This window comes from Methanosarcina sp. UBA5 (assembly GCF_002505485.1).
Lineage (GTDB): Archaea > Halobacteriota > Methanosarcinia > Methanosarcinales > Methanosarcinaceae > Methanosarcina.
Genome location: NZ_DAVG01000123.1, coordinates 22188 through 43687 on the forward strand (window position 1 = coordinate 22188; position 21500 = coordinate 43687).

General features: G+C 39.9%; 20 protein-coding genes, 1 tRNA gene and 2 pseudogenes. 12 read left to right on the forward strand and 11 right to left on the reverse strand.

The window, feature by feature from the left end:
• Positions 1–231: 231 nt before the first annotated feature.
• The 6 genes from BP621_RS15665 to BP621_RS15690 form a co-directional block, all read right to left on the reverse strand.
• Positions 232–1344, reverse strand: coding sequence for a pyridoxal phosphate-dependent aminotransferase (locus tag BP621_RS15665; protein WP_292391551.1), 1113 nt, complete (start codon positions 1342–1344; stop codon positions 232–234).
• 65 nt (positions 1345–1409) lie between these two features.
• Entirely contained in the window at positions 1410–2024 is a 615-nt protein-coding gene (hxlB, locus tag BP621_RS15670) for a 6-phospho-3-hexuloisomerase (protein WP_292391553.1), read from the reverse strand.
• 231 nt (positions 2025–2255) lie between these two features.
• Positions 2256–2768 (reverse strand): hypothetical protein, encoded by a 513-nt coding sequence (locus BP621_RS15675; protein ID WP_292391554.1) that lies wholly within the window; start codon positions 2766–2768, stop codon positions 2256–2258.
• Positions 2769–2782: 14 nt separating this feature from the next.
• Positions 2783–3142: a DUF2073 domain-containing protein gene (locus BP621_RS15680; protein WP_292374469.1), complete on the reverse strand. Its 360-nt coding sequence runs from the start codon at positions 3140–3142 to the stop codon at positions 2783–2785.
• A gap of 5 nt (positions 3143–3147) precedes the next feature.
• Positions 3148–3789 (reverse strand): Era-like GTP-binding protein, encoded by a 642-nt coding sequence (locus BP621_RS15685; RefSeq protein ID WP_292391555.1) that lies wholly within the window; start codon positions 3787–3789, stop codon positions 3148–3150.
• 955 nt (positions 3790–4744) lie between these two features.
• Positions 4745–5740: a phosphate uptake regulator PhoU gene (locus tag BP621_RS15690; protein ID WP_292391616.1), complete on the reverse strand. Its 996-nt coding sequence runs from the start codon at positions 5738–5740 to the stop codon at positions 4745–4747.
• A 252-nt stretch (positions 5741–5992) separates the two neighbouring features.
• On the opposite strand from BP621_RS15690, the gene BP621_RS15695 reads away from it, so the two are divergent.
• The 5 genes and pseudogenes from BP621_RS15695 to BP621_RS15715 all read left to right on the forward strand — a co-directional run bounded on the left by BP621_RS15695 (position 5993) and on the right by BP621_RS15715 (position 10350).
• Positions 5993–6856 (forward strand): shikimate kinase, encoded by an 864-nt coding sequence (locus BP621_RS15695; protein ID WP_292391617.1) that lies wholly within the window; start codon positions 5993–5995, stop codon positions 6854–6856.
• A gap of 14 nt (positions 6857–6870) precedes the next feature.
• On the forward strand, positions 6871–7158 hold the full coding sequence (locus tag BP621_RS15700; RefSeq protein WP_292391556.1) for a chorismate mutase: 288 nt from the start codon (positions 6871–6873) through the stop codon (positions 7156–7158).
• Positions 7159–7178: 20 nt separating this feature from the next.
• Entirely contained in the window at positions 7179–7580 is a 402-nt protein-coding gene (locus BP621_RS15705; RefSeq protein WP_292391558.1) for a 5-(carboxyamino)imidazole ribonucleotide mutase, read from the forward strand.
• 709 nt (positions 7581–8289) lie between these two features.
• A pseudogene (locus BP621_RS15710) lies at positions 8290–8727 on the forward strand (IS5/IS1182 family transposase); the annotation flags it as partial.
• Positions 8728–8946: 219 nt separating this feature from the next.
• A complete protein-coding gene (locus tag BP621_RS15715) occupies positions 8947–10350 on the forward strand; it encodes a right-handed parallel beta-helix repeat-containing protein (protein ID WP_292391559.1) in 1404 nt (467 codons plus the stop codon).
• A gap of 88 nt (positions 10351–10438) precedes the next feature.
• On the opposite strand, the gene ppcA is transcribed toward BP621_RS15715, so the two are convergent.
• Positions 10439–12019 (reverse strand): phosphoenolpyruvate carboxylase, encoded by a 1581-nt coding sequence (gene ppcA, locus BP621_RS15720; protein ID WP_292391561.1) that lies wholly within the window; start codon positions 12017–12019, stop codon positions 10439–10441.
• Between the two features lie 615 nt (positions 12020–12634).
• Between ppcA and hcp the strand changes: the two genes are divergently transcribed.
• Together hcp and BP621_RS15730 are read left to right on the forward strand one after the other, a co-directional pair.
• On the forward strand, positions 12635–14263 hold the full coding sequence (gene hcp, locus BP621_RS15725; protein WP_292391563.1) for a hydroxylamine reductase: 1629 nt from the start codon (positions 12635–12637) through the stop codon (positions 14261–14263).
• Between the two features lie 217 nt (positions 14264–14480).
• Positions 14481–14615, forward strand: coding sequence for a hypothetical protein (locus BP621_RS15730; protein ID WP_292391565.1), 135 nt, complete (start codon positions 14481–14483; stop codon positions 14613–14615).
• Here the strand turns inward: BP621_RS15730 and BP621_RS15735 are convergent.
• Positions 14589–15332 carry a hypothetical protein gene (locus BP621_RS15735; protein WP_292391567.1) on the reverse strand — a complete coding sequence of 248 codons (744 nt, stop codon included), beginning with the start codon at positions 15330–15332 and terminating at the stop codon, positions 14589–14591. The two genes, BP621_RS15730 and BP621_RS15735, sit on opposite strands and share 27 nt — an antisense overlap.
• Positions 15333–16054: 722 nt before the next feature.
• Between BP621_RS15735 and BP621_RS15740 the strand changes: the two genes are divergently transcribed.
• Positions 16055–16225 (forward strand): hypothetical protein, encoded by a 171-nt coding sequence (locus BP621_RS15740; protein WP_292391569.1) that lies wholly within the window; start codon positions 16055–16057, stop codon positions 16223–16225.
• A gap of 81 nt (positions 16226–16306) precedes the next feature.
• Here the strand turns inward: BP621_RS15740 and BP621_RS15745 are convergent.
• Positions 16307–16378, reverse strand: a tRNA-Cys gene (locus BP621_RS15745).
• Between the two features lie 466 nt (positions 16379–16844).
• On the opposite strand from BP621_RS15745, the gene BP621_RS15750 reads away from it, so the two are divergent.
• The 4 genes and pseudogenes from BP621_RS15750 to BP621_RS15765 all read left to right on the forward strand — a co-directional run bounded on the left by BP621_RS15750 (position 16845) and on the right by BP621_RS15765 (position 20115).
• Positions 16845–17324, forward strand: coding sequence for a hypothetical protein (locus BP621_RS15750; RefSeq protein ID WP_292391571.1), 480 nt, complete (start codon positions 16845–16847; stop codon positions 17322–17324).
• Between the two features lie 398 nt (positions 17325–17722).
• Positions 17723–17870 (forward strand): annotated as a pseudogene (locus BP621_RS15755) (IS256 family transposase); the annotation flags it as partial.
• Between the two features lie 393 nt (positions 17871–18263).
• Positions 18264–18863 carry a thiamine-phosphate synthase family protein gene (locus BP621_RS15760; protein ID WP_292391573.1) on the forward strand — a complete coding sequence of 200 codons (600 nt, stop codon included), beginning with the start codon at positions 18264–18266 and terminating at the stop codon, positions 18861–18863.
• Between the two features lie 802 nt (positions 18864–19665).
• Positions 19666–20115, forward strand: coding sequence for a universal stress protein (locus BP621_RS15765; protein WP_292391575.1), 450 nt, complete (start codon positions 19666–19668; stop codon positions 20113–20115).
• A gap of 112 nt (positions 20116–20227) precedes the next feature.
• Here BP621_RS15765 and pspAA read toward each other — a convergent pair whose 3' ends face one another.
• Both pspAA and BP621_RS15775 read right to left on the reverse strand, forming a co-directional pair.
• Positions 20228–20506, reverse strand: coding sequence for a PspA-associated protein PspAA (gene pspAA / locus BP621_RS15770; RefSeq protein ID WP_292391577.1), 279 nt, complete (start codon positions 20504–20506; stop codon positions 20228–20230).
• A gap of 2 nt (positions 20507–20508) precedes the next feature.
• Complete coding sequence (locus tag BP621_RS15775) at positions 20509–21261, reverse strand: PspA/IM30 family protein (protein WP_292391579.1); 753 nt, start codon at positions 21259–21261, stop codon at positions 20509–20511.
• Between the last annotated feature and the right edge of the window lie 239 nt (positions 21262–21500).

Consider the following 21500-nt stretch of genomic DNA (forward strand, 5'->3'; position numbering starts at 1 on the left):
CTATTCGAAATACGAGGCACAAGAAGCAAATTTCAAGTTTTGGGATGAGCTCATACTATAAGTAGAAAGCACAGAAAAAGTGTTTCCTGTAAAGAGGTCTCCGTGTACTTTTTGTTTATTTTAATACTTTGACTACCTCTCAGGACACTTTCTTAAACTGTTTTTCAGAATACTTTTTAGACTCTTTATCATTTAAGAAATACTTTATTAAACAGTTTTCAGAATACATTCTCAGAGTACTTTTTCCATGATGCCTAAGGCTTTTTCGATATCTTTCATTGAAGCCGCATAGGAAATTCTGATATAGCCATCACCCTCGCTTCCGAAGGCTGTTCCGGGAGTGACAATAATGCCATTTGAGATCAATTTCGAGGCGACCTCTGCGGAATTTGAGACTTTTGGGAAGGCATAGAAAGCCCCTTTCGGAAGGGCACATTTCATGCCGAGTTCGTTTAGCCCCTTTACAAGTACGTCCCTGCGTTTTCTGAATTCTTCTCGCATGACCCTGACTGAATCTTTTGGTCCTGTCACTGCGGCATAAGCGGCTTTCTGAGCGATTGAGTTGGCGCAGGCCTGGAAGTACTGGTGCACCTTAAGCATCTGGCCTATGTAATCTTTTCTGGCTGCCACGTACCCGAGTCTCCAACCGGTCATGGCATAGCTTTTTGAAGTCGCATTTACAGTAATCACATTGTCCGAATAACTGGCAGGGCTTACATGTTCTCCTTCGTAGACAAAGTACTCATAAACTTCATCGGAAATAATGGTTATATTGTGGTCGTCTGCAATCTCGGCCAGGGCCTTTATATCTGCCCTGCTGGCGACTGTACCTGTTGGATTTGAAGGGGAATTAAGGATGATGGCTCGGGTCTTCGGGGTAATATTCTCAAGCACGGTCTCAGGCTTCATAGTAAGATCTTCGGCCAGAGGGACGCCTACGGCTTTGCCACTCAGTATTTCGGTTAGTGCATTGTAAGAAACGAAGCCAGGATTTGAGATAAGGACTTCATCCCCATGGTTTAGAAGGGCTGCAAGGGCAATGGCAAGAGCTTCCGAAGCTCCAGAGGTTACAATTATTTCCTCAGGGGAAACCGAGAACCCATTATCTTCCTTGAACTTAGAACTCAAGGCTTCTCTTAATTCAGGGATTCCCGAACCGACCGTATAACCCGTAAAGCCCTCGTTTATAGCTTTTATTGCCGCGGCCTTGATATGCTCCGGGGTATCAAAATCAGGCTGCCCCAGCCCAAGGTTAATAGCATCCGAGCCTGCGGCTTCAAAAATCTTCCTGATCCCTGAGGTGTCTATTCTGGCCACGTTCTCTGAAAACTTTATTTCCTTCAAATTGAGCCCTCCTATATCCCTGTAAATTAATTTTTTTTAAATATACTTGCTGGCGATTAAGGCTTTTATTCAATGTTCGTGTGTCTCGATTTCAGTTCGGCTTCTGAGGCGCCTGTAAGCATGATGAGCTGAGAGATTATCGAATCAAGGAAAATAAGCGATGTAATTTCAAAAGATGTGCCCAGCGGTGGCAGGGTTTTGTAACCTCCCCGCATATTTCTTTCAAGGTAGCCGTCTGCATCAGGGTCGTTTTTAGTCTTGCTCGGGAGGATCATAGCAATATCTGAGATTCTACCGAGTGTGGACTCTTTTTTAGAGGTAACCGTTATAAGGGTGGAGCCAATGTCTTTTACTATTTTTCCGAGATCCGCTATAGAATGGGTTTCTCCTGACCCTGAAATGGCAATCACCACATCCTGCGGCCGGACAGCAGGGGTTGTGGTTTCGCCAACCACATACACACTGAATCCAAGGTGCATAAGCCTCATTGCAAAAGCTTTGGCAACAAGCCCGGACCTTCCGGCTCCCATCAAAAAGATTCTTTTGCCTTCCATAATTTTCTGGATCATCGACTTTATGGCTTCTCTGTCAAGTTTGTCAATTACCTCATTGAGGTTTACTGCAATCATTTTCATTGATAATAGTACGTCTTCGCAGTCGTTTACCTGAACTTTTTCCATATGAGTTCTCCGAAAAACATTGAGTTAAGTGCTAGTTAAGTGCCTGGTTAAATGCCTGATTATATAATAATTAATTGATTAATTTACTTACCTGCCTATATCAATGATAGAAAATACTCCTGATAATACTTTACCAAAATCCTTCTCTCCTTCAAATTTACAGTGAGGATCTTAGAGCAAATTTTCTGAAGCTTTCTTATCACCTTGCCGCAATCCCAGCAGTCCAGATTTTTACTTGCTTGTTTGCGATTCAGTTTTATAATTAATAGCTTTCAATTCCCAGTCCTCAATATTATTCTTAAATTCATGATAGAGCCTCTGGATATCACAGTCGCTCCCATTCCAATAAAAGTCTTTACGCGTTTCTCCTTTTTGAAGCTCTTCAAGTATAAATTTTGATAGGTGGAAAAGGGCTTTTTTATTGGAAAAGGGGATACTATAGTTTACGCGATAACCGCCGGCTGTTTTTCCATAGGACACGAGTGTGTACCCTTTACTCTCATATTCCGTAATCTCATCAAAGTTGCAGATAATTTCAAATTCATGAACCGTAGACTGGTCAACTTTTGAAATTCCTATAAGTATCTGCGCTATAATGTAATCAGGAACTTTCCGTCCAAACCATACGGCGATTTTCCCGTAAGTACAGATTAAATTGACATCATTCCTTCCCATCTCAAAGGAGCCTAGAGACTGGGGAGGGTAAATTATAGCTTCCACGTCTTGGGTCTTCTGGGCACACATTGCTTCCACTTCGTTTATTTACTTGCAGAGACAAGTGCACTGATGAGATTCCGATCTTTCTTAAGGGTTTTTAGCTGGTTTGCAGGCCCTATCACTGTAAGTCTCTTACTGCTCTGTTTTTTGAAAATTTTTCCAAGCAATGAACCGTCCGTATTTGCAGGATAACTTTGCATCTCGATACCCGAAAACACATCAGGCTGAATCGCTGACATTGTCATTTCTATAAGCTTTGCTTCCTCCATCGGGTTCAGGCCCTTTTCAAGCACCAGAATTTTACCTTTTCGTACCTCATCGATTATGTATCGAACTTTTTCCATTGAAGCCATCTGAGAGATTCTGGCTTCGGATATCAAATCAAGCTGAATTCCCTGCATACTGATCACCCGAACTGTTTTGCCAGAGCTTCATAAAACGAATCCATTCCCACTCCTTCAAGGGCCGAAACTGGCACCATGGGATGCTGGGGGAAGGCTTCCTTTATGACAGCCGGGTCGGCATCAGGAAGGTCGACCTTGTTTGCTACGATAAGAAGCGGAAGGTTTCTTGCTTCCATATTCCCTATTACTGTTACGTTGACCTGGGTATAGGGATTTTCGGTGGAATCCATAACAAGTATGACACCATCAAGGTCATCCAACCATTTGACAGCTTCGATTACGCCTTCTGTTGCTTCTTTGGATCGTTTCTTGGATTCGGAATCACTCATTCCCTGCTCCATGAAGTCATGGAAATCGATTTTTGTTGCAAGCCCGGGCGTGTCTACGATATCAAGGTTGATTGTGTGTCCGTTGGTATCAATATTTATTGCGTTCCTTCTCTTGGCATGCCGGGTTTCATGAGCGATATGAGAAACCGAACCCATTGTTTCTTCAGCTCCGACCCAATCCTTGAGGATACGATTGCTAAGGGTAGTCTTACCGGCATTGGGGGGACCGTAGATTCCTATGCATGCTCCTTTTTTCTTAAAGAGCTTGTTGAAGATTTTTGAAAAGCTTACCTTAAATCGTTTTATCATATTCATAGCTTCCCTCCTTTGGGAAAAGCATAGCATCTAAGGATTTCTCGGATTGCTTTCCTTTACGGGTAGTACTTAAATTTTAATCTATTTATCATGCACTTAAGTAACTTCCATTTATCGTACTGAGGGGATTGGGGGAAATTATAGATGTTCTTTTCCTTTCCAGTACATATTGGAGTAAATAGGAAATTTAAGGTCCTTTCTACGGTAGAATAGAAAGTGTCTCCGTGGAAATAACACCAGAACATATAAATTGCTTTTTATCGCCTTATTCCCTCATCACATCAATAAAAAGGCTTTTTATCCAGAAATAAAAAACCTTTTTATCCAGAAGATTTTAAGCTCTCCCAAACTCTTATCATAAGTATTAAATTTTTGTATGTGCACTGATGTTCTGCACTTTCCTTTATATTTTTTCCTATATTTATTCATTCAAGCTTAAAAATATAAATTGTTTTTATGAGATATCTTCTGGTATTCTTCTCACTCAACTCTCGTATATAACTTTTACAGCCCAATTTTCCTTGAGATGTTTCAAGACATCTATTAGCAACTTCGCGATGGTTTTATAAATTTAAAGTTAACTTTTGACAATTCAGAGCATTTAGAGGTAAACCTATTATTTCGATTTAAGACCTTAGCTATATATTTAACTTTTTTATTGATCTCAGTCGAATATCCCGCTAGCTTGCTGCGGGGATGGAAAACTTCCCCGGTAACCGTTGGTGATAATAATTATCAATTCCATTTTTCGGTTACTAACTTCTGCTCAAACTAAATTGTTTTGGGCTATTATTTCCTTTAACAGAATTTGAAGCGGTGGCGCGAACGTACCTCATTGCTTGCAGCGGGTGCGCCAGCGCAACTTTGATTACTTTTGAGATATTTTACTTGGAAATACCTGTTATTTACCTTTTCAGATTGGATAAGGCTTCTGGTTTCTTCGATAGAGTTTTGCTCATCTGTCCCAGATTGCCATGTTTATAGCAATCTCGGCTATATTGGAGCTAAGGTCTCCTATTCTGGATAAGCTGTCTATAACGGCCCCGAGTAAAATCATGATCTCATGAGATTTCAATTTCAGAGTAGATTCACGAAGTTTCTCTGCCCATGCGCACATTTTTTCAACGCTATCTATTACCTGATTTGCAAGAGAAGTATTTGCCTCAAAGAGAGCCTCAACTGACTGTTCCACAAGTTCCATGTAAGCAGCGTTGAGTTTCTCGAGCTCTACCATCACCTTATAATTAACAGGCTCTTGCAGCTTTGAGGCGACATTCGCTATTTTCTGCGCGTGGTCGGCTATCCTTTCCAGCGGGCTTGCCGCCATTCTGAACTCGTGGTATTCCTCTATATTTGTTTCTGTGGAGTCCGGCACCCCTCCTCCGCAGAGAATCGAGCGAAATTGCTTGGAGATAAGAAGATATAGCCTGTCAACCTCGTCATCTCTCTGACTTACGTCAAGTGCAAGGTCATGATCAATGGTTTTAAAGGCTCTTACCGCATCCTTTTGCATGGACACCGCAATAAGGAACATCCTCTGTACACCTTTTTTGATAGGAAGTTCATTCGGGTTAAGAAGATCCTGGATAACCACACAGTTTGAGCTTTCCTCAGTAATTTCCGGACCTATGAGTTTGTAGCATACCTTCCGAATCGTTTGTTTCTGTTCAACGAGTATCCTTTTTGAGAAAAGTTCGATCCTGTCATATCCGTGGAGATATGCAGCAATAATGTCTCGCTCAAGTGCTTTTGCTCCACAGCCTCCCACATCAATTCTTTTTGTTTTAATTGACCGCCCTTCGATAATGGGATTTATCAGGAGTTTTCCGTCAGGCTGTGCTTGAATGGAAACTCTCATGCCTGTTTCTATTCCCACTTTTTCAGCCCATTGTTTAGGAAGGGAAATAATGTAAGTAGATCCTCCTGTCTGCTGTACTTTCCTGGTCTCGATAATGATTCCCCGTTTTTAGTTAAATCTGCCATGTCTGAAATTAGAATATTTATTCCTAATTCAATCGCGCTTTCTGATCTTTCTGATAATACTTAGAAATACTTTTTTATATACGTGATTCAACTTTACTATTTATATTTGTGGATTTCCTATTTTTTATGAATATGTTACAGAGCCCTGCGTTTCAGGATACTCTAGATCCTGTGAAGAAACGCAGTAAAAAATATTAAAGAATAGCGCATTCTGAGCATGATGATACTTGAAGGGCACGCCTGCGCGTCGGGAGCAGGAACCATTATCGCAGCATTTGCAACCTGGAAAGGTGCGGCATTTGGAACTGGCTTAAAAACATGTTCAGAGGTGGAACTCTCGGATCGCGAGAGAAAAGTCCACGGATCGATTGAGGGGATGCCTGAAGCAGACACTTTTCTTATTGAAAGGTGTGTTGAACTTGTGCTTGAACATTTCGAGATTAAACTTGGAGGCACGGTAAAAACAAGCAGCAATATTCCTCTTGCAGGTGGGCTTAAGAGCAGCAGTGCAGCTGCCAATGCAACTGTACTGGCAACCTTAAATGCTATTGGAGAGTCAATGCCTCCTCTTGATGCTGTAAAGCTTGGGGTAAGAGCTGCAAGAGAAGCAAAAGTAACCATAACAGGGTCTTTTGATGACGCTTGTGCTTCTTTTTTTGGCGGAGTTGTGATTACCGATAACCGGGAATTGAAATTGATCAAAAGAGAAGATTACAATTCAAAAGTACTTATTTTTGCACCGGATAGAAAAGTGTTCAGTTCACAAACAAATGTTAAACGCTCGAAACTCATTGCTCCGTATGTGGATGTGGCATACGAACTTGCACTTGCAGGAGAGTATGAAAAAGCAATGACTTTAAACGGTTTTCTCTACTGCGCCGCTCTTGGCTTTGATACTGAATGCATTTTTCGAGCCCTGGAATGTGGAGTAAAAGGAGTAAGCCTATCTGGATCGGGCCCGGCATATGTTGCGCTTGTCAAAGAAAACCAGATTGAAGAGCTAAGGTCGGCCTGGGAAAGATGTGGAATCGAAGGTAGAGTTATAGAAACCTCTATAAATAACAGAGATGCAATGTCTTTATAAAACGAGGGGTTCACTTGAGCGAACTTGAGGATGTCCGCAGAGAAATCGAAGAAATTGATAGGGAAATTCTTGCCCTCATTGATAGAAGAGTAAATCTGGCTGAAAGAGTACTTGAATCAAAAAGAATAAATGGAACTTCGATAAATGACCAGAAGCAAAATGAGGTTGTAATTAACAGAGCTTTAAATGCTGCAACCGAGCTCAACCTTGATTTAGGATCTATAAAGGCTATTTTTGAGATCCTTATTAGGATGAGTATTGAACGCCAGAATGAGTTAAGTGGAAAGGGCAGCCTGCCCTGACTGCTTAGGAGAAGCTAAAAATGGTTGATATCTCAGTAATTATGGGTTCCGAATCCGATAGGCCTATCGCCAACCGTGCAATATCCGTGCTTGAAAAGAGCAAATACACTTACGAAGTAATGGTTATCTCTGCTCACAGGAACCCTGACGAACTTGAAAGTTACATCTCAATGACTGATGCAAAAGTCTTTATCACAATTGCAGGTTTATCCGCAGCCCTTCCGGGGGTTGTAGCTTCCAGAACAAAAAGACCTGTAGTAGGAGTCCCTGTGAGCGCGAAGCTTGGTGGACTCGATGCCCTGCTCTCGATTGCTCAGATGCCTCCAGGAGTGCCTGTCGGAAGCGTAGGGATCGATAATGGAGCAAACGGTGCATATCTTGCTCTGAGAATTCTGGATTTGATTGACATCGCAAAGCCTTAAGAAGCCTATTAAAGGTCTCATTTCCAGATTTGAGAGTAATAATCAATTTACTAAATTGAGTCGGTACTAAACTCAGTCGGCTATTTATAAAATTCAGTCGACTCACTCCAAAAACTCTTTTTTAAATAATCTTACTTATTAGCCCCATGTTTAACCTGGCTCAGTCCATTTAACCCTGTTTCCATTTAACCCTGTTAAGCCTGAGTTGTTCCAATTGTTCCTTTTTTCTCTTCTTTCGGGCATAACGATTTTTTAAGAAGCAAAACAAAATTAGGTTCAGTTGTAAAAAAGTATTGTTGAAAAACAATTAAAAAAGATGTGTTGTTGAAAAACAATTAAAAAAGATGTGTTGAAAAAATCGTGTTGGGGAGAGGGCATCTGAGTATTGGGAGTGGGGGGATTTGGGGGGAAAAGTGTTGGCTGAGGTTTACAACAGAAATCGATTTTTCTCAGATGCCCCATTTATAAATATGCAAGAATATATATAAAAACATGGATATACTGTTAGTTAATATGAATTTTTCACAGTACTTAGATTTCTTGAAAAGGATCTTTTTAATCAGGCCACATTGTAAATTTGGATTCAACTTGAAAACCTACGCAAAGATTAAAACTTAGGGACCTTAAAATTGTTTGAGATGACTAGTTGCACAAACGTTTTATTCTTAAAAAAGATTAATTTTAGTTTTTTCTTCAAAAATATATTTTATTTTTGCTTAAAATACGATTTTATCCCATTAAAAATCGGAAAAAAATTACGAAAATTATGAGAATCAAGTCAGTGCCTTCTGAAGATGAAATTTACAGCATTATGAGCAACTTTGACCCAGATCAGTTTATCAACATTGTTATTGGATTACTTAATAACATTTGTTCTCGTCATAAAAGAAGTTTAAGCCACATCATAATCGATAGCGTGGATATCAATCTTGATCTTAACTGGTTTAAGAGGAAAATTAGCAAAAAGATGGTAAAGATCGAGATTTTAAGTGAGGACACTCAAGATAGGAAAACGAAATTATGAGCAGGAAACATAATTTATTTTGATAGATGATATTATTCATAAGAAAATTACGTAATAGGAATAGCAAAGTACAAAATAGTTCCTGTTTTTTTTCCGAGAATTAATTGTAATTCTAATAAACTTCTGTGTGGGCTGAGAATTACAGTTTGCCTATCTAAATGAAAATATGATATAACAAAATAAAGGTAATATATTTTACATTTCAATAAGTTACCTACTGATTACTTTTTGCTTTATAAATTTATATCTTTATTTTGATATTATTCTAATCCAATATATTAATATTCATTAATGTTTAAATTCTGGTTTATTAATAAAGAATTAAATAAGATTTTGTATTATATGTGGGGGATTAAAATAAACAGATTTGTCATCTTAGTTGTAGCCTTCCTTATTTTCACATTAGGCTCGAGTACCGGAACTGCAATTGAGATTCTCGTCCAGCCGGGAGAATCAATACAGGCCGCAGTAAACAATACAAGTTCAGGTGATTTGATAATCGTAAAGCCTGGAAACTACACCGAAAACATCATAATCGGTACCCAAAATCTAACAGTAACATCCGAATCCGGGAATCCTGAGGATACCATAGTTGCCGCAAATAACCCGAACGTAAACGTGTTTAATATACGAGCAAATAATGTAACGATTAACGGGTTCAAAGTCCGATCAGCCCAATATGCTGAAGTAATAGGGATCTATTTAGCCGGATGCAGTCACTGTACCATAAGTAACAACGACCTTTCGGAAAATTACCTCGGGCTATATATGAGTAATTCAAAAAATAACACGATTGTGGACAATAAAATGAGCCTGAACAGTAAATATGGAATCCAGCTCATGCACTCGGAAGGAAATGTACTCTCAAATAACAGTGCCGATTCAAACCATCACGGAATTGTTCTGGAAAATAATTGCAGCAACAATAACCTAACAGAGAATATGGCAGGTTCGAATGCAGGTTATGGTATTTACCTTATAAATTCAAGCAGCAATAATCTCAATGGCAATACGATAAGCAAGAACGATATGGGAATTTACCTAACAAATTCAAACCTGAACATAATTTTAGGGAACAATATTTTGGAGAATATACGATACGGAATGTGGATCTCACATTCAAACTACAACAGAATTTCCGGGAATACGATTAACGAAAGCAACTGGGGCATTCATATGAACTCCTCGGATAATAGCACACTTTCTGGAAATATTCTTGCTTTCAATCATATTTCAGGCCTTTCTATGTGTCCAGCCTGTGATAACAACACCATATTCGATAACTATCTCAATAATACTTTTAATGCAGAAGTTGGAAATCGGAAAAATACCTGGAACACGACAAAGAAAACAGGCATAAACATTGTTGGGGGGCCATCTCTTGGAGGCAATTTCTGGGCAAACCCGGGCGGGACAGGTTTCTCTCAAACTGCACCGGATAAAGATAAAAACGGAATTGCAGATATAAAGTATAACGAAACCAACTTTACCGATTTTCTGCCTCTTGTGTCTGTATCCAATCCAGAACAGCAGGCGCCCTCTGTTGAAAATTCCAGTATATATCTCATAAATTCCAGTACTGATCTTACAAACTCCAGTACAGATCTTACGAATTCCAGTACCAATCTCACAAATTTCAGTACCGATCTTACTGACGTTACTGCCCCAAAAACGGCTAAAGTTCCTGTAACTGCAAAAAGCAGCTCAAACGAGGACAATACCACAGAAAAGGACGGTAACCAATAGTAAACTTTGGTAAGAAGCGAGGTCGACGGCAGCAGCACTGAAGGAAGGTAAAAAAGGAAGAAAAAGTCACGGTAGGAGACAGAATTATTCAACCGAGAGCTTTTCTTATTTTTCCCATTTTGGTGAGGGTTGAGCACACAAGCTGGGAAACTTCCTCATCCATCCAGTTTCCTTTACTTCCTGCCTGCAGGAGATCAGGCTGCATCATTTCGATCAGGATGCGGTAAGAAGGTTCGGAACTGGTTTCAAGATCAAAGACCTCATGCAGGATATCGAGATCTTTGCGGACTTCCTTCAGACATTCCCTGGATAGGAAGCGGGAAGCTACATTGAGATCCAGATATCCTGATGCAAAATTCAGGTCAACTGCAAGGGAGGGGAAGTATTTTGTAAGCAAGTTTTCACAGGTGGCTTCTCCGAGTTTTTCCCGGGCTTCTTCAAGAGCACGGCCTGTACCTATAAATTCCGGAGGCAGGCCTATGGAATAAAGAGCGCCTGTAAACTTAATTGCCCTTGGAAGGTGGAGGTTTTCAGCAGGCATGCTGGCTTCAAGCTCTTTTCCGATATCGGTACGGCAGAGTTTAACCAGGCTTGAGATATCAGGAGCGCTTCTTGAATAGCCACCTGTACCTTTGTGCATAAGACGATCCCGCTGCTGTGGGAGAAGATCAGCTATTTGATTAATCGTGGGAGCCAGTTGCCTGAGAATCCGGCTGTAGCTTGTTCCAAATATCCCAATGAGGTTTATTATTTCTGTTTTTTCTTCGGCGGAAAAGAGTTCAGGAGTTTCAGGCAGCCTGGCCTTTGCAAGGTTTACCAGGGCTTCAGCGTCTCCTTTTTTATGGCTGTACCTGAGCGCGGACTGAAGAGTAATAGTCCCAACCCCTTGGTATTCTCTGAAAAAGTTATCCGCATTCTTCAGGTTCAGATGCCCTCTGAAAGGCAGCGTTCCTGCTCCGAATATAATGCCGGTTTGGGTGTCAAGTTCGGAATTTAGCTCCGAAAGTCCATTTATTGCGTATTTGCATGAAAGCGTGCTAGCAACATGCCCAAAGGAGAGGGCAGAGTCGGATTTGCCCAAGAATACCCTAAATTTGTCAGGAACTGCCCCGAAGTGCTCTTCCCAGGCAAGAAGCGTATTTTCTGCAAGTTCTTTTGCATGTAACAGCGCAGGAGCATCCTCTATAAGAGGAATTATGCGCGGGACTTCCATTGAGAAACCGAATTCCTTTTTTGCAAGCTCACTTACATCTACCATACGCTGCTGAGCTTCAATAATTTCCCTGACGCTGTCTGTCATGGGATGCACATACTCATTGATTGCCTGGATATCCGAATGTTCAAGGGCATTGTAATTAGCCTCAGCAATTGACATCATAACCATGAGTTGTCTGAACCGGTTTTCCTGAACCGCACTCGGAGCCCTGGGAGTAATGGAAACATCCCTTCCAGGGATAAGATCTGTTTCTTCTATGAATTTTGATACGATCTGGACGTTCTGATGGTAGGGAGTTGCCTTCCCTTCATAATCCGGCATATATTCGTCACAGCCGAATATCACCGCAGCTTCTATGGCTTCTCCCGGCTCTTCCTGCGTGGATATATATCTTGATGCAGAGTCCGGGTGCTGCGTACACATAACTTTTGGATAGGTTACTTTATTGCTCATGAAACTAAACCCTCACTGTTCAACAGGGCAAATTTTCAGGTTTTTCTAATTTTTGCTTTTATTCTTTCTGCCGCCAGCTCAACTGGCTTATCAACTTTATTGTTAACCATAAAATAAACTCAAACTGGTAGCGAAGAAGAACGTTTACTTGGAAATAAAGGTTTTCGTTGACAATAGGTTGACATTTGAGTGTCGACTTTTAAACTATTTACAATTTATGAATCAAGCACAGTGTCGTAGTATCAAAAACAAATCTATATCAAAAATATTTTGAAGTGTTTAAAATTAACCGGATTAAAAAAGAAGCAGTAAAGGATCAAGACATGAAAAAGGAAGCAATGAAAGGATCAAGAACTCAAAATACCAAAAGCCAGTGCAGAACTGAAATTTTTCTATGATATCGAGTATGATATCGATCTTTGATACCAATATCCACTTTGAAACTGTCTGCTATATATGATATGGTATCACATGAAAAATAGTATCTTAATGATAGTGGTATTAAAAAGATATTGTGCTTGAACATAAGTGGAAATTTATTAAAATTACAGAGGACATTCAATAACAAGGGAAAAACGAGAAATTTTCTGTAAACAAATATGAGGTGAAAATAGTATGTTCTGTAATCAATGCCAGGAAACGCTTAATGTGAAAGGCTGTATTAAAAATGGGGTTTGCGGCAAAAAAGGGGAAGTTGCAGATCTACAGGACAGACTGATCTATGTACTCAAAAGTATCGCGTTCTATAACCTGAAAGCAAGAGCTTTAGGCCTTAATGAAGAAGCAACAGACAGGTTTTTGCTTGACAGCTTCTTTGCGACCCTTACCAATACCAATTTTGACAGGCGGGAAATAGAGATCCTTTTAAAGAAAGGGTTTGACCTCAGAGATGAAATTAAAGCAAAGATTCCCGCCGAAATGATACCATCCAAAAGAGACTTGCCTGCTGTGGTTACGGTTACTCCGGAAAATATAGAAAGCCTTGAGGTTGCAGTTCACTCTACGCAGGACAAGGATATCAGGTCTCTTCGGGAACTTCTAACCTATGGCCTGAAAGGGCTGGCTGCTTATGCTCACCACGCTTATGTCCTGGGATACAAGGATGAAGCCACTTATGAATTTATAGAAAAAGGGCTGGTTTCGACTACAGATGACAGCCTGAGTATAGAATCCCTGCTTGGCCTGGTTATGGAATGCGGGCAAAAAGGTGTATCCGTCCTTGCCCTGCTAGATAAGGCAAATACTGAAACCTATGGAAACCCTGAGCCTATAGCCATTAATATCGGTGTGAGGAACAGGTCAGGAATTCTTATTAGCGGGCACGACCTGCGGGATCTGGAACAGCTTCTTGAGCAGACAAAAGGTACAGGAATTGATGTTTATACGCATGGGGAAATGCTGCCCGCAAATGCTTACCCTGCCTTCAAGAAGTACGATAACTTCGCGGGCAATTACGGTAACTCTTGGTGGAAGCAGAATGAGGAGTTTGAGAAGTTCAACGGCCCTATCCTGATGACTACAAACTGCATAATTCCTCCAAGAGAGTCGTACAAAAACCGGATTTATACTACAGGAGTCGTTGGATTTGAAGGGCTTACCCATATCTACGAAAAAGAAAACGACACAAAGGATTTTACCCCTCTCATCGAGCAGGCAAAAACGAGCAAGCCTCCCGAACCGATTGAAAGCGGAACTATAACCGCAGGCTTTGCGCACGAGGCAGCTCTCTCGGTTGCGGATAAAATTATAGACGCCGTAAAAACCGGAAAGATCAGCAGGTTTATGGTTATAGCAGGCTGTGACGGCAGGCAGAAAGAGAGAACTTACTATACCGATTTTGTAAAAGCTCTCCCTAAAGATACAGTGATCCTGACTGCAGGCTGCGCCAAATACCGCTACAATAAACTTGACCTTGGTGATATCGGAGGAATCCCGAGAGTTCTCGATGCAGGACAGTGCAATGATTCCTATTCGCTTGTGGTAATAGCGCAGAAACTTGCAAAGGCTTTTGGGCTTGAGGATATAAATGACCTTCCTGTGTCCTACAATATAGCCTGGTACGAGCAAAAAGCCGTGCTTGTGCTGCTTGCCCTCCTTAGTCTCGGCGTAAAAAATATCACACTCGGCCCGACACTTCCAGCTTTCCTCTCACCCAATGTTGTTAAAGTGCTGGTTGAAAACTTCAATCTAAGACCCAATACAACCGTCGAAGAGGATATGAAAGTGCTTCTTAAACAGGCCTGAAACCAGGCAGCCAGAAAAGCGAGCCTTTTTAAAAAGGCTTGCTCTCAAACCTTTTTTAAACAGGTTTGATTGAAAACTTTAAAGAAAAGTTTGATGAAAACAGGAAAACAAGGCAATTTTTGAGTTTTAGAATCTTGTTTTAGAGTCTTATCTCTACCCCCTCTAAGATTTCTACCTTTCTCTAAGCGGCGTGATCACAAGCCTTTTAAAAAACTGCTTGACCGAAAACCTTTTGAAGAAAGGTTTTATCGAAAACCCTAGCAGCGGCGTGATCAACCGGCGCAACGGTTGCGGATCAACGGTTGCGGGTCAACAGTTGAAATTGTTATACAATTCTGAACCATTTACTTAATCTGATTTCATGGTAGCCGCAATTTCTGCATTTAAAATACCTTATTTTCTTTTTGAGAACGTAATTTAATACGTCAATATTCCTGTATTCTTCTATTGCATGCTCTTCCCCGCACTCCTCACAGGTGTCTTCTTTTAAATTACCCTGCCTTTTCTCGTGATGGTGGTCTATGGATTGAAGTTCGATTTTTATAGCTTCATGCCCGCAGTTTCTGCAATGCCAGTACTGTGTTAGGGTTTTTGTATAAACATCGATTTTGCTTTCTTCCTTTACTAGTGGAGCCTGAAATTCCTCAAAAACGAAATGCTTCCCGCATTTTTCGCAGTATGAATCCGTACAATAATTCATCATGGCCCTGTAATAACCAAACATATAAAGGAAAATAATTTCTGACACGATCGTTAGAAATCTTCCGGCTGATATAAAGAAGTTTTTGGAGTTTGCAGAGAAATTAGCAGGGAAAAACATCAAAAATAGAAATAACAGTATTGAAAGAAGAAGGAGTTTTGAGAACAACCTGGCTCTTTTTTGAATTTTTTCTACTCCATGTTTATTTGCCAGATTAACAGCTTCTTCCCTGCTCTCAGGGCTATATCTTGGATTCAATTTCTGGGTCATTTCCACGATGTCATTCTCAGGGTCTATTTTGTAGCGGATGCCTTCACAAAAAGCCTGATATGAACCTGATGGAAACCTTATTCGCTTGTCTTTTGCCAATAGATCAGCGGCCCGTTTCTGGTTAGATTAGCTGTTATTCGTGAGTATTTTTATATCACAAAGCATGATAAATGTTTTTCCAGCATAGCTGCTGCTCTACAGCCCGAGTACCACTTCGGTAAGACAGAACCCTTTTCGCTATGCTGGGTTTCGCTCAAGAGGGCTGAATTTTAATTAAGAAACAGGCGTTAGATACCAAGTTTCTTCAGGATCACAGGTAATCGGGTTTTTCTGGGAGTTAATTTAATCATAACAGAAGAATTTTTCTCTCCACTCATCCTGATTTACCCAAAGGGACTTTAAAAACTCATTTTATAGTTAATTTAGAAACTTTACCCGCAAGTAACTTATAGTTTCCTTGAAGGCACTCTATGGAGAAACTAATAAACTTTAATTATATATATCATGAGGTAAACTAGGGTGTGGGCATCTGGGAAGGTCAGAAAAGACCTTTTAAACTGTTTTTAATAACCCCCAACACCCCCACTCCCCAATATCCGGATGCCCAATTTTCAGATTATCAATTTTCTAATTCTACTTCCGGAATACGATCAAAATTGCGCTTCAGTAACATGTGGCTCTTTTCGGTAGATTTGCGATTCTGCAGCCCGAGTCCCACAAGCCTTTTTAAAAAACTGCTTGTCCGCAAGCCTTTTCAAAAAAAGCTTGAGCGCAAACCTTTTCAAAAAAGGTTTGATCGAAAACGAAAAACAGCGCAACATTTGAGTTTGAGAACCTTAATCCCAAACCCTATCCGGCGTGATCACAAGCCTTTTTTGAAAAGGCTTGACCGAAAAACTGCAAAATCTAAAACATCGGTAGTCGGCGTGATCAACCGGCGCAACGGTTGCGGGTCAACAATTGCAGTTCAATGGTTGCCTCAAGCGAACTAAAGAGATAGAAAGTTAAACGATATAAAAAACAGAGAATCAAAGTTATTTGCAATGAAGAAGTTGTTTTAAAAAATTAAAAGAAGCCAAGGTCCGGATTTGAACCAGGACTGAATCGCTCTGCTGGCGACTGCGTGACCACTCCGCCACCTTGGCAATCTGTAAATCTTAATACAGCATGGAAAATATATAAATTTTTAGGTTGCCAAGTATTATCACGCACCCCGTGCGGCTTTTCTTAATAATAGATATAAAAAGTAGAAATAAATCGTTCCAGTATGTTGTTTAAATAAGATCGAAAATTCACTTGCTTCTCTTTATACGAAAGATTTTTGTTATTTTTTACTTTTTCGGACTGGCCCGAGTATTCATTCAGTGAAAACAGGTTACGTTCGGCAAATAAGGTTTTTAGGGCGAGATCCAAAATTTATTTCTGTCGAATAACCATTGATTGCAGAGAGTACGCCAGCGCAATTAGATCAACATTCAGAGTTTTCTAATGACTTTGAAGTATGATCACATCGGTGATTCTGGAGTTGCGATAATTTAAAAATAAGAAGAGTTATTGTACCAGTTAATTTCAATGTGACTAATAATATAAAAACTAAAAAAGAGTTAAAAAATGCTTCATATCAAATCAATTTCTAAATTTGTAATAGGGTTTTCGATTCTTCATTCAATAACTTATTTTTTCGCAGGAATAATCGCACAGAAGGTTCTGGGAGCAAGTGAATTTTACCCTCCTTCTCTCTATGCATTAAGCTACTTAAGAGATCCTTTGAGCACTCATGTTCAGATGCTATTTATGCCAGCACAATTAATTAGGGGAATGCTTTTTGCAGGTGTTCTCTTGCCCTTCAGAAAGCGGATTTTCGAACTTGGTCAGGTATGGGGTGGATTACTCATAACTGCTATTGTTTTTGTCTTCGGATACCTGGCAGCCTCTGGAGGTCTGATAGAACATTATGTTTATTTCACTGCTGAGTCATACCCATTAAAATTCGCTTTGATAACTTTAATAGAGATATTGATTCAGACGCTATTATTGGGGCAGTTGGTTATGCTGTGGGAAAGAAGGTTTAATGGAGATTATTACAAATGATTTCTAAGGATCTTCAGGTAAATGAAAAAGCAAAATTTTAGCCTACGCCTGGCTGTGCCTAAATATATTTTTTCTTGTTATAGACCCTGACAATTTCTAGGATTAATCTTTGCCCATTGATATTTGTTGGTGATCCAATAATTCTAATCCGAAGTAGGCATTCGAATTTTGTTTCCCAAGTTGAGCTTCAGAATATAGAGTATTTTTAGGAAGATTGAAGTATGTGGCTGAGACATATTCTATCGTCGAGAGAAATAAAAAACTGATTTTGGGATGAGCTCATATTTAATTTTCTTACGGCTTTTGCAATTTTACTTTACTTTTCTTTTCAACTTAGACCTAAAAGGTATTAAACATCTGCGTTGGAGGCAGTGTACCAAAAGTTCTGTAAATTATGATTGACTCTGTACCCTTTTTTTTCACCACAAAAAACAGGATGCAGAGTCAATGGTTAATCGATTCTCATTCATAAAAGATTATTTTATAGATCAGGAAGCTGGAATTTGCCAGTTAATCACGTGGTTTTTAAACCTTGTTATGGAGGATTCTGTAAAATCATAAATTTCAAGTAGCTGGTGGTGTGAAAATCTAATCTTGAGATAACGGCATTATACTCAGTACACAAAAATTAACTTTGAATTTATAGCAAATTCGAGATATAGCCGCATTTTACCAAAGAATTTGTTTTTCAAGATTATTGCAGTTTTTTGAGATAGTTAGTAGAAAAAATTGTAGTTTTAAGGAAGCAACAATAAGAGAAATCACTAGATTATGGGATTGGTCATATATGTTAGATAAATATATATTTAACAAAAATAAATTCACGATTGCTAATTTCCTGTAACTTGCTTTAAATGCTATTGTACGATTGTTTGCAGTCCAAATTTGCAGATGCGGAAGAGGTATCATAAGATAAACCTGGTGGGGAGCCGTGATGGTATGGATCTTAACGAAAAGATAGACATGATAGGGCGTTTATATCTTGGGCTTGAACAAATAGAAGACTGTGAAGAGTTTTCAGCTTTGATTCCTGAAGTTCGAACAAATTTTGTTTATGCTTCAAAAGAATCAACCACTTCTGAAGATATTCTTGCAGTCGATGGGAGAATTTCCGTAGTTGATGGTTTTCCGAAAGCTATCGGAAGAATAAAATTCGGGGCTTCTGGCTATATGGCACATCTTCTACTGGAAATCCGGAAAAAAGATTCTGAGATAAGGTCTATTATAGATTTTGCAGGTAACCCGGAAATTGCTGAGTTTCTAAAAGCTTACTGTAAAGAAAAGGGATGGGGGTTTTCAGTAGTCGACCGGCTTTTTGAGCCTGAGAATCTGAAGGATGCAGAAGGAGAGGCTATCTCCTGGATTGCAGAGGAAGCTATACGGGCTGCAGGAGGGAAAATGCCCAGGGTCTTTTACGAAACAGGTGCGGTTGGAAAAGAGCCTGTGAGTATTCTTGTAGGGAAAGACCCGCTCGAGGTTGCAGAACAGATCTGTGAGCTTGCTAGAAGTTACCACGAATCAGGACGAAGAACGAGATAAAAACGAAAAAGTCGTCAGATGAAAAAAACAGAAACCAGTGAAGAAAGCGATGAGGAGCGGGGAAAGGATTGTAGAACCCCTCTCCTCCCATGGAATGAAAGAAACCGATTTTTCGGCTCTTCAATATAAACCGGCATTCTGAAGGTGGTGATTGCCGGCTTCGAAAATACGTTTTAAAATGTAAGGTTTGTTCGCTTTTACACGATATTAAATAGAACTTTGGGATATTTATACTATGTGCTGTGATAGCAGATAGTATGTTAGCACAACTCAATTAATACGAAATCCAGAAAACTATCGGTTTTCGAGAGAATATATATTATTCCAACTTTGAGAGTCCTCACAGGAACAGGAAAATCAAATCAATTTTCTTATGAGAGATAGTGGAAAGAAAAAGATATGAGTCCTTTCTTTTGACAAAATCTACCACCTTAATTTGCGGATTTCAATAAAATATTCAGGACTTTTACCCACTTTTAAAAACTCTCATTTAAATTTTAGATACTACTTTAAAATATATTGAACAAATAACATCCATTGATAAATAAAGCCCTGATTTAAATTTTAAGATATATGCTTTAGAACATATTGAATAAATCTGGTTAACAGTCACTTTTTATACAGAGTTATTGATACTCTACGCATGATAACGTATTTCGTATCAAGCTGGAACGCTTGATATTGCAGTTTAATATAACACTCATTTTTAATTAAAGAATAAAAAGTAGTATACTTTAAAATAAGAATAGACGAATTTTAAGGCGAGAATAGAAAATATGCCTTTATTGTATCATAAAAGGGAGTGGATAGAACGGAAGAAAATCATTTCAAAAGAATTCTGATCGCAACCGACGGCTCGAAGAATGCAAAAAGAGCGGCTTCTTATGGAGTGAATCTCGCAAAGATAGCAAGTGCTGAAGTGCATGCCCTTTATGTAATCTCAACTCAACATGCAGTAACTACCCGGACGGTTAAGGGCTGGAGCGAAGGATTTGAAGAATGTCTTACGAATAAGGGGAGAGTTGCAATTGATGATGTGGAAAAACTGGGGAAAGAAGCCGGGGTTAAAGTTAAACCCGCGTTCCTGAAAGGCATTCCTGCTGTAAAGATCCTTGAATATGCACAGGAAAACAATATTGACCTTGTAGTAATGGGCACACAGGGCTTTACAGGCATCAAAAAATTCCTGATCGGCAGTGTTGCAGAAAAGGTCGTAAGGCACTCAAGGATTCCAGTAATGGTTATTCGGTGAACGCAGGCCCTTAAGGCCTGCTAATTCTTTAATTCAGTGCCGGAAAATTGTTCTTCGATTTGTTTTAAGGCTTGTTCTTAGATTTGTTCTTAGTTATTCATAGATCACAGCTTTAATCTTCAAAGATTCCTGAACCTTTAAAGACATCTCTTGCTTCCTCAAGGCTCAGATCCTCAGGGGGTACGATAATGTCGGATTCCAGAAGTTCTTCCGCTTCAATCGGCTCCCCTTTTTCCTTTATTTTGGAGATCAATCTGGCAAGTTCTCTTCGGAATTCCTCGTTTTTTCCTTCCTCAACCAGATCCACAATCCGGTTATCAATCTGGTTCAGCTCGTCACAGAGAGCTTCAGGTGCCCTGTACTGGCCTTCACCCATAATCCTGATTATCAACTTCAGACCCCCTTTCTTTCTCCCGTACCTTCTTCCCCGGTTCTCGCTTTCTCAGGCTCTTTTCCGGCTTCGGCCTTAAGTCTGGCAAGTTCTGATTCTACATTGCTCTGAGCACTAATTTTTGCAAGTTCCCGATCAATGTCGTCCCTGCCACCTGTGAGGTCTTCGAGTGTGCCAGCTTCCATAAGCTCATCAATTGCCTCAGCCCGAGCTTTCATTTCTTCGGTTTTATTTTCAGCCCTTTCGAGCGCAAGGCCTACATCCGCCATTTCTTCGCTTATCCCTGTAACGGATTCATTTATTTTCACCTGGGCTTCAGCAGCCGAGTACTGAGCTTTAATTGACTCTTTCCGGGTTCTGAAAATCTCCACTTTAGTTGAAAGTCGCTTTTCCGAGGCTATCAGTTTTTCTTGCTGCTTCTCGAGCTCTGCAATTTCCCTATCGATCCCCTCGACCTGCTGCGCAAGAGCGGCTTTTCTCTCAAGAGCCAGCCTTGCAAGGTCCTCCCTGCCAGCGGCAACTGCATCTTTTGCCTGTTTTTCAAGCTTGTCCGTATTTTGAACCAGTTTTGCACGCTGGAGCTCGAGGCGCTTTTTTGAGCTTGTAACTTCCGCAACTCCTCTCTTCACGTTCTGGAGCAATTCGAGCTGTCTCTCATAGGAATAGTCCAGCGTTTCCCGTGGGTCTTCCATCCTGTTAAGCACTGTATTCATCTTTGATTTAAATACTGTCTCCATCCTTTTGAATAATCCCATGTATTTTCCCCTTTGCTTTTTTTAAAGATTTCAAGCCGAATAGATCTGAGGCTTTCATGCTTTCTTTATTATTCCTGACAAATCCTTTCCGGCACCTCATCCGCATTTCTGGTATCCTACTGTCTATTTGTTTTCATTGGAGTAATATAATTAGCTTACCTATATTTCTATCTATAAATCATCTCCATAATCAAATATTTCTCTTTTTGAATAATATATATCTCTCCCAGAATCAAACT